The sequence below is a fragment of the Nonomuraea sp. NPDC050643 genome, assembly GCF_040654715.1.
Taxonomy (GTDB): Bacteria; Actinomycetota; Actinomycetes; order Streptosporangiales; family Streptosporangiaceae; genus Nonomuraea.
In genome coordinates this window covers 78,895-93,049 of the sequence record NZ_JBFAIM010000043.1, presented here as the reverse complement: position 1 = coordinate 93,049, position 14,155 = coordinate 78,895, and the positions used below count along the sequence as shown (strand labels likewise).

Below are 14,155 nucleotides of genomic sequence, written 5' to 3'. Positions count from 1 at the left end.
ATCTTCTATCCGGGAGCAGGTGTCATGGCATCGGGCAGATCCATCAGATTCAAGATCTCGACGCTGCTCGTCATCCCCTTGATCTCCCTGATCGCTCTCTGGGGCTTCGCCGCGAGCACCACGGCGGGAGAGGCCGTCAACCTGCTCAGGGTTGAGACCATCTGGACCGGGATCATCAACAACACCGACGGCCTGGTGGGCAACCTGCAGACCGAGCGCCTGGCCTCCGCCGAGCTGCTGGCCGGCACGGTGAAGGATCCCAGCGCGCTGTCCAAGGCGCGGGCCAAGGTGGACAACAACCACAAGACCCTGCGCCAGCGGGTGATGGCCGAGGACACCCAGGCCGCGCTCACGCAGGACATGAAGACGCAGCTCCAGACCGTCTTCGCGGCCATCGACCGGCTGCCCGACATGCGGCTGAAGGTGGACCAGCGCCGGCTCACCCCCGGCGGCCTCGTCACCGAGTACGCGAAGATCTCCGACGAGGTCCACCTCCTCTACTCGCGCCTGATCGTGAGCACCGACCTCGACCTCGCCCTGCAGGCCCAGGGCCTCATCGCCGCCGACGAGGTGCGCGAGCTGCTGGCCCGCGAGCACGCCCTGATCGTCGCCTCGAACGGCCGGGCGAGCATGCACGACGTCCACCTGCTGGCCGGCATCGACGGCACCCGGACGTACCTGTTCCCGAAGGCCCTGGCCAACCTCGACACGGAGCTGCGCTCGCCGTTCGAGAAGCTGTACTTCTCGCCCCGGTACGTCACCATGGAGAACCTCCTGGAGGGCTACGTCAACGGCCAGCCCCTTGACGTCGACCTCTGGCGGGGCATCGCCGAGCAGGTGCAGAAGGAGTACCGCGAGGCCGTCTGGCGCACTGGCGACAAGCTGCTGGCCAGGATGGAGCCCGCGGGCATCGGCATCGTGGTGCGGGCCGCCGTGGCCGGCGCGCTCGGCCTGATCGCGGTCGTCTTCTCCGTCTTCATCTCGATCAGGGTCGGCCGCCGGCTCACCCGTGAGCTGGGGGCGCTGCGCCGTACCGCGCTGGACCTGGCCGAGATCAGGCTGCCCGAGGTCGTGGACAAGCTGCGCAAGGGCGAGAGCGTGGACATCGCGCTGGAGGCCCCGCCGATCGACGTGGGCCGCAACCCGACCAGCGAGGTCGGCGACCTGGCCGCGGCGTTCGACAGCGTGCAGAGCACGGCCGTGGACGCGGCCGTCGGGCAGGCCAGGATGCGCGAGGGCGTCTCCGAGGCGCTGCGCAACCTGGCCAGGAGGAGCCAGTCGCTGCTGCAGCGCCAGCTCAGGCTGCTCGACGAGATGCAGCGCCAGACGGAGGAACCCGAGGCTCTCGAGCGGCTGTTCAAGCTCGACCACCTGACCACCCGCATGCGCCGTCACGCCGAGGGCCTGGTGCTGCTCTCGGGTGGCGCGGCCGGACGCCGGTGGCGCGGCGTCATCCCGATGGAGGACGTCCTGAGCGGCGCGGCCGCCCAGGTGGAGGAGTACACCAGGGTCCGCGTCTACCCGATGCCCGAGGCCGGCGTCTCCGGCGCGGCGGTGGCCGACCTCATGCACCTGTTCGCCGAGCTGATCGAGAACGCCGCCTCCTTCTCCTCGCCCACCAACGAGGTGTCCGTCCGCGGCGAGATGGTGGGCAGGGGCTTCGCCGTCGAAGTGGAGGACCGTGGCCTGGGCATGGACGAGGCGACCCGCCGGGTCATCAACGAGCGCCTGGCCAGCCCGCCGGAGTTCGACCCGTCGCAGACGGAGCGGCTGGGCTTCGCGGTGGTCGGCATGCTCGCGGCCAGGCACGGCGTCAGGGTGACGCTCAAGCCCAGCCCGTACGGGGGCACGACGGCCATCGTCCTGGTGCCGGCCGCGCTGGTCGAGCCCATGACGACCCCGGTGCAGCCGATCGAGTTCGAGTCCGTCTCCGTGTCCGTCGTCCGGCCGGAGACCACGGCGCCGGGTGAGCTGCCGCGCCGGGTGCGTACGAGCCGGCGTTCCGCGACCACCGCGCTGCCGCAGCAGACGCCTGCGCAGACGCCCCAGGAGATGCCGCAGCAGGCCGCGCCGCAGGACGACGTCGAGCCGCTGCGCCGCGAGCGGCCCACGGGGCTGCCCCAGCGCGAGCGTCCGGCGGGCCTGCCGCAACGCGAGCGCTCCACCGGCCTGCCACAGCGTGAGGAGCGGCCCGCCACCGGCCTGCCCCAGCGCGAGCGGCAGACCAGCCTGCCGCAGAGGCTCAAGCAGGCGCCGTCCCCCGTACCGCCGGCTGAGGAGCGCTCGCCCGAGGAGGCCCGGGCATTGCTCTCCTCGCTCCAGTCAGGCTGGCAGCGCGGACGGCAGGAAAGCGACCAGGATGGGGGATCTGAATCGTGAGCCGCGAGCACGAGTGGGTTGACGAGGAGGCTGGGCCCGTCGTGCGGCCTTATGCGGTCGCGCGCGGACGCACCCGGTCCGCCTCCTCGGAGGTCGACCTGCTGGCGATCGTCGTCGCGACCGGGTTGCCCGCCCCGTCCAACGCCGAGCTGAGCGCCCAGCACCGGCGGCTGCTGAGCGGCACGGCGGGACAGAGCAGGCCCGTCGCCGAGATCGCCTCGGATCTGGGCCTGCCCGTCGGCGTGGTGCGGGTGCTGCTGGGGGACCTGCTCGAGTACGGCCTGGTGACCGTGCGGCCCCCGCGCGACAAGGCCGCCACCCCGTCGGAGAGTCTTCTCCGCGAGGTGATCAACGGCCTGCGGGCGCTCTAGTTCGCCGAGGCGAGCGTCCTCAAGGAGTGCTCGACGAGCGTGATCATGACCTCCTTGGCCGAGGTCCGCCGCCGTACGTCGCAGAGCATGACCGGGACGTCCTCGTCGAGGTCGAGCGCGATGCGCACGTCGTCGACGCTGTGCTGGTCGGCGCCCTCGAAGCAGTTGACGGCCACCACGAACGGCGTGCCGCGCTGCTCGAAGTAGTCGACGGACGGGAAGCAGTCAGTCAGCCGCCGGGTGTCGGCGATCACCACGGCGCCCAGCGCGCCGTAGGACAGCTCGTCCCACATGAACCAGAACCGTTCCTGCCCGGGGGTGCCGAACAGGTACACGACCAGCCCGTCGCGGATCGTGATGCGGCCGAAGTCCATCGCCACGGTCGTGGTGTTCTTGGTTTCCACGCCGTCGAGGTCGTCGATGCCGATTCCGCGATCGGAGAGCACCTCTTCCGTGCGCAGCGGCTTGATCTCGCTGATCGACCCGACCAGAGTGGTCTTGCCGACGCCGAACCCCCCTGCGATCAAGATCTTGAGCGCGACGGGGTCCTCAGAGAGCACGGAGTCCATTGATCACTTCCTTGAGAATGCGCTCATTCGAGCGCGACCCTCCAGCCGAGGGTGACGTCACCGAGATGAGGCCGTTGTCACGCATGTCACCGAGCAGCACCCGGATGACACCGACGGGCAGGTCGAGCTCGACGGCCAGGTCGGCCACCGAGATCGGGTTACGGGCTGCCCGCAGGATGAGTTGCTGTTCAGGACCGAGCTCGGCCGGCGGGTCGCCGATCGCGCGTACGGTCGCCACCAGGTCGAACGCGTCTCCCGAGGAGCGCGTCCGACCGCGGATGAGAGCATAAGGCCGGACCACGGGGCCGGCCTCCTCATCGAACCACTGCGGGCTATCGCTCATGACGCTCCAGCACGCGGATTCGTGGTGATGTGCTGCCCAACCCGCTTGACCAGCATCGCCATCTCGTAAGCGATGTGGCCCACGTCGACGTTCGCGTCGGCGATCACGGCCAGGCATGTGCCCTGACCCGCCGCCGTCACGAACAAGAACGCCGTCTCCATCTCCACAATGGTCTGCCGCACGTCGCCGCCGCCGAAATGGCGCCCGGTGCCGCGGGCCAGACTCTGGAACCCGGCCGCCACCGCGGACAGGTGCTCGGCGTCCTCGCGTACCAATCCTTTGGAATAGCCCACCGCCAGGCCGTCGGTCGACAAGATGACCGCCTGGCGCACCGCCGCGACCCTGGATGCCAGATCGTCCAGCAACCAGTTCAGCTCACCAGTGTTCGTGGTCGGCACACTCATGCATCCCCCTTACTCATGGCCCCTCCTCAGAGGCTTCTTCTCGGGCGCGTTGGGTTCCCCGCTGGAAGGCGGAGAACAGGTCGCGTACCTCGTCGGGAGAGCGTTCGGCCGGCTGCTCGGGCTCAGGCGGTCTCTCGTCCTTGAGCTGCGGCGGCAGATTGGTCTGGCGCGCTCTCCTCGGCAGCCCGGCGTGGGTGCCCGAGGTCACGACCGCGAGCGCCTTCTTCCTCGTACGGCCCGGCAGCGCGGCCTTGCCGTCGCCGCCGCCCGCCTCCAGCGCCGCCTGCTCGGTCACCATCGAGCGCGGCACGAGCATGATGGCCGTCGTGCCGCCGAACGGCGAGCGGCGCAGCAGGACCTTGATCCCGTGGCGTTCGGCCAGCTTGGCCACCACGAACAGACCCAGCCTGTCGCTGTCGGCCAGGTCGAACTCCGGCGGCGCGGCGAGCAGCGCGTTGAGCCGCTCGTACTCCTCGGGCGGCAGCCCGAGGCCCTTGTCCTCCACCTCGAGGGCGTATCCGTTGCTCACCAGGTCGCCGCGCACCCGTACGACGGTGTCCGGCGGCGAGTAGATGGTGGCGTTCTCGAGCAGCTCGGCGACGAGGTGGGTGAGGTCGGCCGCGGCGGTTCCGTCGAACGCGCTGACCGGCATCGTCTCGACCGAGACCCGGGTGTAGTCCTCGACCTCGGCGACGGCGGCCCGGACGATGTCGATCACCGGCACCGGCTTGCGCCAGGCCCGCCCGGGGGCGGCGCCGGACAGCACCATGAGGCTCTCGGCGTGGCGCCGCATGCGGGTGGTCAGGTGGTCCAGGCGGAAGAGCTCCTCCAGCCTGTCGGGGTCGTGTGTACGGCGCTGCATGGCGTCGAGCAGCGCGAGCTGGCGGTGCAGCAGGCCCTGCTTGCGCCGGGCGAGGTTGAGGAAGACCTGGCCTACCCCGTGCCGCAGCGCGGCCTGGCCGACCGCGGCGCGCACGGCGGTGCGCTGCACGGAGCCGAAGGCCTTGGCCACGTCGGTGATCTCAGCGGAACCGCTCACCTTGATGGGCTTGGCCTCCTTCCGCACGTCGACGTCCTCGCCCTTGCGCAGCCGCGCCACGATGTCGGGCAGCCGTCTCTGCGACAGCTCGACCGCGGCGGCACGCAGCCCGGCCAGCTCTCCGGCCAGGCGGCGACCGAAGCGTACAGAGATGATGATCGACGCGAGCACGGCGATCAAGCCGATGCCGCCCGCGACGGCGATCTTGACGACGGTGGAGGTGGCGGCCTCGGACGTACGGGTGGCCAGGGTGCCGGAGGCGGTGACGCCGATCTTGTCGAGGCGGGCGGTGAGCTTGTCCACGGCCTCGTGCCAGGCGGCGGGGTCGGGCGGCGGCGTGCCGGTCTTGACGACCCGGGCCTCCATGGTGGCGAAGGTGAGGAACGGCTCGGTGGCGAAGACCTGCTCGTACGGCCTGCGCAGCGACACGTCGAGCCCCGCGAGCCCGCGCGCGTGCAGGAACTTCCTGGAGGCCACGTACTCGGTGAAGGCCGCCCGCTCCGGCTCGGTGAGCCGCTTGTCGGCCAGCGCGCCGATGACGAGGGCGTGTCCTCTGGCGATGTACTCCCTGGCCATGCCCATGGCCTGCATCGACGACGCCTGCTGGAAGATCGTCAGGTCGGAGACCGAGACCATGTTGTCGTAGAGCATGAAGATCGAGTCGAGGATGCGGTTGTACTCGTTCAGCCCGGCGAGGCGGGAGCTGATCCCGCCGTCGATGTCGGACCTGATCGAGCCGAGGCGGTCGAGCTGGCCGCCGAGGGTGCCGAGGGACAGGCGCAGGTCGTCTCCGACGGCGTCGCCGGCCTCGGTCACGGCCTGCTTGAAGTCGGTCACCGACTTGTCGGTGCGGGCGCGCTGGCCGCCGAGCACCTCGGTGAGCTCACGCGTAGTGAGCGCCTCCGCGGAGCGCACCCTTTCGGCCTGCAACTGTAAGCCCAGGTCGGTGGAGGTGACGCCGATCGTCTGATAGAGCGTGTTGGCCCGGAGCAGTGACTGCGCGTCGCCCATGGTCAGGTTGAGGACGAAACCCCAGAGCGCGCTCAGAGACAGGAGGGGTAGCAGCAACAATAAGAAGATCTTGAACCGAATTGACCGGTTTCGCGAGCCCATGTCCCAACCTCGAGTCGGGGGCATTTCCACACCTTGTGTAAATACACCTCCGGAAGATCGCACAGGAGACTAGCACCGTTTATGCCCCGGGCGCAGTGGGAGGAACACGTTCATTACCGTGATTATTGGGACAAGATCTCCCGATCCCGGCGGGCCGACGAGGCGATCCTCCGCAGCCAGAGCAGCGCGACCAGCGAGATCAGGATGAGACCCGCCCAGTTCAGCGCTGTGTAAACGTGCACCTGCTGTTCCGTCACATCCGGCACCCGGCCGATCCGGAGTTGCTCGAACTGCCACGGACGGCCGGTCAGCACGAGCGTGATCGCGATGGCGAGCCCGCTCATCGAGTCCCACAGCGCGTGCAGCAGCGAGACGCCCAGGTAGGCCAGCGCCACGCGGGAGGTCAGCCGCCCGCCCGCGGCGAACAGCGCGCCACCCGCGATCGCGGTCCACAGGCCATGCCCCACGGGGGTCAGGATGCCGCGCAGCACCTCGGTCTCGACCAGTTGCGTCAGCGACAGGCCCGCGTGGGTGAACAGGGCGTTGAAGGCGTAGCCGGCACTCTCGAAGGCGGCGAAGCCGAAGCCGACGGTCGCGCCCAGCACCAGGCCGTCCCTGGTCGAGTGCCTGGCCATGCGCCGGGTCACGAACATCAGGGCCGCGAGCTTGACGCCCTCCTCGATCAGGCCGACCAGCACGTACATGGTGATCGACGGCCTGACCAGCCAGCTCTCCAGCAGCGAGGCGCCCAGCACGCCCAGCACGCCGCCCACGACGAACGCCGTGAACAGCAGCTCGACCGTCACCTGCGGTGAGCGGCCCCGCCCGTACGCCCAGATCACGAACGTCACCGGCACCAGGAAGCTGCCGAACAGCACCACGGTCGGCACCAGGTTGGAGTTCCTGGTGAGCGCGGTGACCACGACGGTGGCCAGCCACAGCACGAACCCCGTCAGGAAGACCCGCAGCCACAGTCTCTTCGTCATGCCAGCTCCTCGACGGCTCGGAAGGCGGCCAGGCCGGCGGCTTCGGCACGCGCGGCCGGTACGGCGTCGGAGCCCGCGATCGCGATCCTGCCGAACCGCCCCCGCGCCGCGTCCGCCGGGAACGGCCCGTCGGGGTAGAACGGGTGCCACGGCCGACAGTACTCCGGCGCGTTGGCATGGCCCCGGCGGTCGATGGTGATCGCCTCGATGTCCCCGGCCGGGTCGAAGCCGACCGGGCCGAGCAGCCGGGCGAGCTGGTCCCGGACGGTGCGCTCGAGCACGCTGTACGGCGTCCTGATCAGCACCCGCCGCCCGGCCGCCGAGCCCGCGTCGGGGCCCAGCTCCGAGCGGCACGGCGTGGCCAGCAGGCGCACGTCGGCCGGGGACGCCAGCTCGGCCGACGACCAGTAGGCGCCGGTCCAGCGGACCCGGTCCACGCCGAGGCGGCGCCAGGCCCGCGGGTCGCGCACGCGTACGGTGGCGTGCAGCAGCGGCACCCGGACGGCCCGGCGCAGCGCCCGCCGCCGCTCGCCCGGCAGTTCGGGCAGCAGATGGGGTACCACCGCCCCCCAGCACGCCAGGATCACCGCCCCCGCCGCCACGGTCAGCACCCGATGCCCGTCGAAGTACCCCACGGTCGCCGCGTCCGACCCGTCGCGCACGGACACCACCGGGCTGGACAGCCGCAACCGCACCCGCTCGTCCAGAGCGGGCACGGCGGCCGGGACGCCGGGATCCCCGTGCCACTCCCGCCGCACGGTGGGCGAGTTGAGCCGGGACGGCTTGTCCCGGTCGAGCCCCAGTCCCCCGAACCCCGGATATCCCGTCCCCCACGCGTCGATCGCGCCGAACGCCCTGGAGTCGTAGGCCCACTTCCGGCTCGGCATGGTCCGGCAGAACCGCTCGACGTCGGGATGGGCCGCGCACACCTCCCGCAGGAACTGCGAGTACGTCAGCTCCGCCAGCCGCTCCTGCTTGCCCTCGGCCGAGAGCCCGGGGAACCAGTCGGGCGGGTCGTGGTGGAGCATGCGCAGATCCCGCCTGGCCGCGACGGCGATCGGCAGCCGGTCGATCCAGCCGGGGGAGGCGAGCCGGACCAGCGTGTCCGCCCCGAACGTCTCCACGTCGCACACGACGCCGTCCACTCCGCCCGGCCCGCCGTCCGTCCCGCCCCGCCCGGTCGTCTCGTGCCCGCCGAGCGTGTCGTGGTTGTCCAGCAGCAGCACCCGGGCGCGCGGGTGCCGCCGCAGCCACTCGTGCGCCGCGCTCACCCCGCCCCGCCCGGCCCCGACCACGACGAGGTCGTAGGACTCGCCGGTGGGCTCGGGCGGGCCCGCGTACTCCCAGAAGCGGCCGTCCCGCAGCGCGTGCGGCACGCTGAGCGCCTCACTCGTGTCCCCGCTCACTGTGAAAGGCTCGGGCCGCGCGGCGTCCTTCTCGGTCCTCTCGGCCGTCCCGCACCCCGCCAGCGTGCTCCCCAGGGCGCCCACGGCGATGCCGTCGAAGAAGTCCCTTCGGGAGATCGGCCGGTCCATCCCGAGATCGCGCGGAGTCAGGCTCATGGCGTGATCATCAGCAGCCCGCGGAAAAGCCGCGCATGGGCGCGCAGTGCCTCGAGAAACATTTTGCGCGGCCTATTACCGCGAATGCCCCTTTGGAGTAGCGTCCGGCATATCACGACGGGGAGGAGTCCGGTGGTCGGCAAGCAGGGCAGGGTCACGGGAAGGATCGGCCCAGGGCTTGTCGGCGAGGTCATGATCCCCATCAGGGGAGGGGTGGAGGCGTTCTACGCCCACCCGAGCATCCCTGAGGAGGAGTTCCCCACCGGCTCCATCGTGGTCGTCGTCGAGTACTTCCCCCCGCGAACCGTGTACGTGGCCGCAGCACTCGTCTAGGGAGGCCCCGATGGCGCCCGAGCTCTTCCTCCTGGCCGGCGGCATCGTCGTCGCGGCCGTCGTCCTCATCCTGCTGTTCAAGGCCGTGTGGCGGGTCGCGGAGCCCAACGAGGCCCTGATCATCTCCGGTCTCGGCGCCCGGCGGCGTGGCGAGGGCGGCGTCGACAGCCTCGGCTTCAAGATCATCACCGGCAAGGGCACCGCGGTGCTGCCGGGGTTCCAGACGGCCAGGCGGCTGCGGCTGGACACCAGGGCCGCCAACCTCAAGGTCTCCTGCGTCACCCAGCAGGGCATCCCGGTGCACATCCGCGGCGTGGTGATCTACAAGGTCGGCGACGACCTCGCCTCGATCGCCAACGCCGCCCGCCGCTTCCTCGACCAGCAGGACTTCATGACCAGCGCGATCCACGAGCTGTTCACCGGCCACCTGCGCTCGATCATCGGCAACCTCACCATCGAGGACCTCATACTCAACCGCGAGCGCCTCACCAGCGAGACCAGGGCCTCGGCCGCCGACGAGATGAGCAAGCTCGGCCTGATCGTGGACTCGCTGCAGATCCAGGAGATCGACGACGAGACCGGTTACATCGTCAACCTGGGCAAACCACACGCCGCGAAGGTCGCCTCCACCGCCCGCATCGCCCAGGCCCAGCGCGACCAGGAGGCCACCGAGGCCGAGCAGATCGCCCTGGCCAACATGGCCGCCGCGCGCCGGGACGCCCGCATCAAGGAGGCCTCCTACCAGGCCGAGATCGACCGTGCCCAGGCCAGCGCCCGCCAGGCCGGCCCCCTGTCCGAGGCCACCGCCCGCCAGGAGGTCGTGGTCCAGGAGACCAGGGCCGCCGAGCTGGAGGCCCAGCTCTCCGAGCAGCGACTCCAGTCCCAGGTACGCAAGCCCGCCGACGCCAAGGCGTACGAGACCGTCACGCTCTCCCAGGCCGAGCGCGACGCCCGCATCGCCCAGGCCGAGGCCGAGGCCAGGGAGACCGAGTTGCGCGCCGTCGCGCAGGCGTCCCAGGTCAAGCAGGCCGCCGCCGCGGACGCCGAGTCCGTACGGCTGCGCGGCGAGGCCGCCGGCACGGCCACGAAGATCGCCGGCGAGGCCGAGGCCCAGGCCACCCAGGCCCGCGGGCTGGCCCACGCCGAGGCCGCCAAGGCGCTGGGCCTGGCCGAGGCCGCCGCGTCGCAGGCCAAGGGCCTGGCGGAGGCGCAGGCGATCCGGGCCAGGGCCGAGGCGCTCAAGGAGAACCAGGAGGCGGTCATCGCCCAGCAACTGGCCGAGCGCTGGCCGGAGGTGGTGGAGGCGGGCGCGAAGGCGTTCGGGAACGTGGACCACATGGTGGTGCTGAACGGCGCCCAGGGCGTGGAGGAGCTCCTCGCCAAGGCGCTCACGCTCGGCGGCACGGGCCTGGGCCTGGCCAGGGCGCTGCTCAACGGCGCGACACCGCAGGAAACCTCGAAAGACGCCGAATCGGAAATCATTCGTAAAGCCTCTGAATTGCGCGAATAGCGACGTTACCGAGCACCTTGCCGACCACTTCCTCTAGCGTTTGAGAATACCGCTAGAGTGAATTGGAGAATCCATGCTAAAGGCAATTTCGGGGGTATTCCTCAGCATGGTGGCCGTGGCCGGATGCTCGTCCGCCGAGCCGGCCCCGGCGCCCGCCGCCCCGGCCCCGGCCGCGCAACCGGCCGAGGAGTCGGCCAAGCTGCGCGCCGCCCTGCTGCCGGTGCCGAAGGGCATGACCGTCGCCTACGGGCCGGAGCTGGGGGCTTTCGGCTCGCTCAAGTCCACCCAGCAGGGCCTGGCCGCCGTCCGCCAGGCCAAGCTGCAACGACCGGAGTGCGCCGGCGCCGCCCAGCTCGACGCCGCCAAGCCGGACGTCGCCCAGTCGCCCGCCGCGGTGATCGCCTTCTCCGCCGAGCGCGGCTCGATCACCCAGGCGGTGGTGTCGCTGCCGTCGGAGACCTTCCCCGCGGCGCTGCCCCGGCAGTGCTCCTCCTACACCGCCGACGTCGGCGGCACGAAGGTCAGCTACAAGACACGCGCCCTCGACATGCCGACCAAGGGCGACCAGTCGCGGGCCTACCTCACCACGGCGGCCGGCAACAAGAAGAACGCGCAGATCGGCTCGGTGATGATCAGGCGGGGGACCCTGATCATGTCGATGCTCGTGGTCGGCCAGCGCGTCAAGCCCCAGGGCCTGTACGAACTGGCCCGCCTCGCCGACCAGAACCTGGCCCGGGTCTCCGCCTGACCGAGCCCTGCGGATCGATCGGCCCCACCGCCCCTACGCGCGGTGGGGCCGATCGATTCGGTATCTCTTGAAGTGTGGCGGCGACCAACGCCCGGCTTGTTAGCGTCCTCCCCGTTGATCACCTACTCACAGGGGGATACATGTTCATTCGCCGAGCCGCCGCCGTCGTCGCGGGCTGCGCCGCGACCCTCGCGCTGGCCGTCCCCGTCACGGCCCAGGCCGCCACCACCGGCACGGTCGACCTGGTGCGCTACTACAACTCGCCCGCCTCCAAGCACTACAGCACCACCGGCCAGGTGCCCGGAGGCTACAAGCGTGAGGGCGCGGTGACGATCCTCGCCCAGCCCGTCCGCGGCGCCATCCCGATCTACGGCTGCATGGCCGGCGGGGCCAGGAACGACCAGTACATCAGCCTGCACAGGAACTGTGAGGGCGCCCAGAACACCTTCATCAAGCTCGAGGGCTACCTGTACGCCAACCCCACCGGCCGCTTCACCCGGCCGATCTACCGCTGCTACTGGGCGCAGGCGCAGAGCCACTTCTACTCGATCAAGGCCGACTGCGAGACCACGGCCACCACGAAGGTGACGGCCGAGGGCCGGATGGGCTACGTCCTGGGCTGAGGTCGGCGCAGAAGACGAACAGGCGCGGGCGGTGCGGTGGACGTGGATCCGCCGCCCCTCCCGCCGCCGTCATGGCGGCGGCGGGCCGTCAGATGAGTACGTGGTCGTCGGGCCTGCCGACGAAGGAGAACTGGGCGTTCCTGGTCAGCTTGATGTGGTCGGCCTGCCAGGTGTGCATCGCGGAGTCGGCGCTGCGCCAGTAGACGAAGTTGAAGCGGTCGGCCGAGTAGATCTTGACAGCGTCCTCCCGCAGGCGCCGTACGAGGTGGGTGTCCTCGCCCCGGGTGAGGTCGGGGAAGCCGTACGAGCGGAACAGGTCGGCCTTGCCGAGGAACGTGCCGCCCTGCACCAGCCACGAGTAGCGGTGCTCCAGGCCCGGCAGGCGGAGCATGGTGGTGTTGATGCCCTCGAAGTACGCGTAGTGCGCGCCCTTGCCCACCATCTCGGCGTCCGAGTAGTCGAATGCCCGGACCAGGTCGGACAGGTAGTGCTCCCCGTACAGGTTGTCGTCGTCCATCTTGGCGATCAACTCGCCCTCGGCGGCGGCGATGCCCAGGTTCATGCACGCGCCCAGCGACAGCTCCGCGTCGGCGGGCAGGACCACGACGTCCGTGATGCCGGCCATGCGAGCCTTGTCCGCGACCACGACCGGGTCGATGTGCAGGCCGTGCAGCACCATGACGAGCTGCAGCGGGCGGTGGAGCTGCTTGGCCACCGAGGAGATCGCGTGCTCGATCTGGGAGGCGCGGTTGGTGGGCAGCACGACGGAGATCGAGCGCGACCTGGGTGAGACGTGGTGCCCGAGGTCCTGCAAGATCTGGTCCACGCGGTGCGAGAACAGGTGCTTGTCGAACACCTCCCGCATCGCCAGGTGGCCCATCCTGGCCCGCAGCTCGGGGCTGTTGATCAGGTGCAGCACCTGGTTGTACGACTCGATCGGCTCACGCGCGATCGGCACCAGCTCCCCGAACGTCTCCTCGATCGCCCGCGACCACCCCGACACGACCGGGGTCGAGCAGGCCGACAGCTCGAACACGCGCCTGGCGCACATGGTCGGCGAGTCGAGCACGGAGTTGACGTTGAGGAAGACCTTGTACATCCGGTACGCGGCCAGCATCTGGTCGTAGGGCAGCTCGCCCACGATGTGCGGACGGTACTTCTCCGGCCAGGCGTACTTCTCGTCGACCTCGCCGTTGCGCGCGAAGATGTGCAGCCCGAGCTCCCTGACCGGGTCGAGCACGGTCTCCATCTGCTCGCGGCGCTCGGGGTGCTTGTTCCGGAAGTACATCCCGGCGAAGACCACGTCGTGCAGCCGGCCCTTGTTCTGCTGGATCGGGTTGTGCACGCGGGGCTGGGCGGCGAACTGCAGCACGTCCACCCGGTCGTGTCCTAGAGTTTCCCGATATTTCGGCAGCATGTCACCGTCGCAGGTGAACACGTAGTCGAACAGCTTGGCCGTGTCGATGAAGAACTCGAAGTTCGGCGGGTCCTCCTTGTTCCAGAAGACCGTCGGGATGCCCTCCTGCTTGCACCACGCCACCAGCTCGCGCAGCGGCTCCTTGGGAGCGTTCGTGCCGGTCATCTGGTAGCGCCAGCGGCCCTGGTTGCCGTGCCAGGCCGACTCGCAGAACAGCAGGTCGGGCCGGTTCTCCGCGAAGATCTCCGGCCAGTCCTTGAGCCCGAACTCGATCTGGTCCCACTCGTAGCGGAAGGCCATCCTGGAGAAGTCGTCCAAGATCACCGCGACCTTCAGGTCCGGCCTGTTCACCGGGCCCTTGGGCCACTTCACCGCCGGCACCTCGACCAGCGGGGGCCGGTTGTTCGCCAGCTCGGTGACCTCGGTGACGGGGACCGGCGGCTTCGGCGCCCGCTCCTTCGACCGGACCGCCTCGACGATCTTCCCGGGGCTCTTCGAACCCAGGGCCTCACCCAGCTTGAACGTCCGCTTGGCCTGCGTGGCCTCCAGCTTCCAGTTCGCGTACGCGGCCTTCGCCTCGGCGATCTCCAGCCGACGGCGCAGCTCCCTGAGCTCCGTCTCGTACCGCTCGACGAGCTTGCGCTCCTCGGGCAGCCAGTTGACGGGGCCCAGCCGCTGGAAAGTGGGCTCTTCTGGGGTTCCGGCCATGGTGAGTACGCCTATCGCTCAGCGGAGGTCATTCATATTACGGCGGATAA

General features: G+C 70.1%; 13 protein-coding genes. 6 read left to right on the top strand and 7 right to left on the bottom strand.

The annotated features are described in order from the left end of the window. The first annotated feature begins 24 nt into the window (after positions 1 to 24). Together AB0I15_RS41760 and AB0I15_RS41755 are read left to right on the top strand one after the other, a co-directional pair. Positions 25 to 2,379: a nitrate- and nitrite sensing domain-containing protein gene (locus AB0I15_RS41760; protein ID WP_358108924.1), complete on the top strand. Its 2,355-nt coding sequence runs from the start codon at positions 25 to 27 to the stop codon at positions 2,377 to 2,379. Further along, on the top strand, positions 2,376 to 2,750 hold the full coding sequence (locus tag AB0I15_RS41755; protein ID WP_358108921.1) for a DUF742 domain-containing protein: 375 nt from the start codon (positions 2,376 to 2,378) through the stop codon (positions 2,748 to 2,750). The genes AB0I15_RS41760 and AB0I15_RS41755 overlap by 4 nt, the downstream gene beginning before the upstream one ends. Here the strand turns inward: AB0I15_RS41755 and AB0I15_RS41750 are convergent. The 6 genes from AB0I15_RS41750 to AB0I15_RS41725 form a co-directional block, all read right to left on the bottom strand. After that, the gene (locus AB0I15_RS41750; protein ID WP_358108918.1) at positions 2,747 to 3,319 is read right to left on the bottom strand and encodes an ATP/GTP-binding protein; all 573 of its coding nucleotides are present in this window, start codon (positions 3,317 to 3,319) and stop codon (positions 2,747 to 2,749) included. The two genes, AB0I15_RS41755 and AB0I15_RS41750, sit on opposite strands and share 4 nt — an antisense overlap. Further along, the gene (locus tag AB0I15_RS41745; protein ID WP_358108915.1) at positions 3,300 to 3,662 is read right to left on the bottom strand and encodes a DUF742 domain-containing protein; all 363 of its coding nucleotides are present in this window, start codon (positions 3,660 to 3,662) and stop codon (positions 3,300 to 3,302) included. The genes AB0I15_RS41750 and AB0I15_RS41745 overlap by 20 nt, the downstream gene beginning before the upstream one ends. Further along, positions 3,659 to 4,066, bottom strand: a complete 408-nt coding sequence (locus AB0I15_RS41740) for a roadblock/LC7 domain-containing protein (RefSeq protein WP_358108912.1) — start codon at positions 4,064 to 4,066, stop codon at positions 3,659 to 3,661. The genes AB0I15_RS41745 and AB0I15_RS41740 overlap by 4 nt, the downstream gene beginning before the upstream one ends. Positions 4,067 to 4,079: 13 nt before the next feature. Beyond that, on the bottom strand, positions 4,080 to 6,173 hold the full coding sequence (locus AB0I15_RS41735) for an ATP-binding protein (protein WP_358108909.1): 2,094 nt from the start codon (positions 6,171 to 6,173) through the stop codon (positions 4,080 to 4,082). Positions 6,174 to 6,340: 167 nt separating this feature from the next. Further along, positions 6,341 to 7,204, bottom strand: a complete 864-nt coding sequence (locus tag AB0I15_RS41730) for a PrsW family glutamic-type intramembrane protease (protein ID WP_358108906.1) — start codon at positions 7,202 to 7,204, stop codon at positions 6,341 to 6,343. Continuing rightward, a complete protein-coding gene (locus AB0I15_RS41725; RefSeq protein ID WP_358108903.1) occupies positions 7,201 to 8,766 on the bottom strand; it encodes an FAD-dependent oxidoreductase in 1,566 nt (521 codons plus the stop codon). Before AB0I15_RS41725 ends, AB0I15_RS41730 begins: the two co-directional genes overlap by 4 nt. 132 nt (positions 8,767 to 8,898) lie before the next feature. On the opposite strand from AB0I15_RS41725, the gene AB0I15_RS41720 reads away from it, so the two are divergent. The 4 genes from AB0I15_RS41720 to AB0I15_RS41705 all read left to right on the top strand — a co-directional run bounded on the left by AB0I15_RS41720 (position 8,899) and on the right by AB0I15_RS41705 (position 11,980). Next, positions 8,899 to 9,099 (top strand): hypothetical protein, encoded by a 201-nt coding sequence (locus AB0I15_RS41720; protein ID WP_358108900.1) that lies wholly within the window; start codon positions 8,899 to 8,901, stop codon positions 9,097 to 9,099. A 10-nt stretch (positions 9,100 to 9,109) separates the two neighbouring features. After that, positions 9,110 to 10,609: an SPFH domain-containing protein gene (locus tag AB0I15_RS41715; RefSeq protein WP_358108897.1), complete on the top strand. Its 1,500-nt coding sequence runs from the start codon at positions 9,110 to 9,112 to the stop codon at positions 10,607 to 10,609. Between the two features lie 73 nt (positions 10,610 to 10,682). Then, complete coding sequence (locus AB0I15_RS41710; protein ID WP_358108894.1) at positions 10,683 to 11,357, top strand: hypothetical protein; 675 nt, start codon at positions 10,683 to 10,685, stop codon at positions 11,355 to 11,357. Positions 11,358 to 11,497: 140 nt separating this feature from the next. Further along, the gene (locus tag AB0I15_RS41705; RefSeq protein WP_358108891.1) at positions 11,498 to 11,980 is read left to right on the top strand and encodes a hypothetical protein; all 483 of its coding nucleotides are present in this window, start codon (positions 11,498 to 11,500) and stop codon (positions 11,978 to 11,980) included. Positions 11,981 to 12,068: 88 nt separating this feature from the next. Here the strand turns inward: AB0I15_RS41705 and AB0I15_RS41700 are convergent, their stop codons facing one another. Beyond that, on the bottom strand, positions 12,069 to 14,105 hold the full coding sequence (locus AB0I15_RS41700; protein ID WP_358108888.1) for a glycosyltransferase: 2,037 nt from the start codon (positions 14,103 to 14,105) through the stop codon (positions 12,069 to 12,071). Positions 14,106 to 14,155 lie beyond the last annotated feature (50 nt).

Coding starts and splice junctions, on each gene's coding strand:
- AB0I15_RS41730 (WP_358108906.1), bottom strand. CDS start 7,204: ATGACGAAGAGACTGTGGCTGCGGGTCTTCCTGACGGGGTTCGTGCTG.
- AB0I15_RS41710 (WP_358108894.1), top strand. CDS start 10,683: ATGCTAAAGGCAATTTCGGGGGTATTCCTCAGCATGGTGGCCGTGGCC.
- AB0I15_RS41700 (WP_358108888.1), bottom strand. CDS start 14,105: ATGGCCGGAACCCCAGAAGAGCCCACTTTCCAGCGGCTGGGCCCCGTC.
- AB0I15_RS41745 (WP_358108915.1), bottom strand. CDS start 3,662: ATGAGCGATAGCCCGCAGTGGTTCGATGAGGAGGCCGGCCCCGTGGTC.
- AB0I15_RS41725 (WP_358108903.1), bottom strand. CDS start 8,766: ATGAGCCTGACTCCGCGCGATCTCGGGATGGACCGGCCGATCTCCCGA.
- AB0I15_RS41715 (WP_358108897.1), top strand. CDS start 9,110: ATGGCGCCCGAGCTCTTCCTCCTGGCCGGCGGCATCGTCGTCGCGGCC.
- AB0I15_RS41705 (WP_358108891.1), top strand. CDS start 11,498: ATGTTCATTCGCCGAGCCGCCGCCGTCGTCGCGGGCTGCGCCGCGACC.
- AB0I15_RS41760 (WP_358108924.1), top strand. CDS start 25: ATGGCATCGGGCAGATCCATCAGATTCAAGATCTCGACGCTGCTCGTC.
- AB0I15_RS41740 (WP_358108912.1), bottom strand. CDS start 4,066: ATGAGTGTGCCGACCACGAACACTGGTGAGCTGAACTGGTTGCTGGAC.
- AB0I15_RS41750 (WP_358108918.1), bottom strand. CDS start 3,319: ATGGACTCCGTGCTCTCTGAGGACCCCGTCGCGCTCAAGATCTTGATC.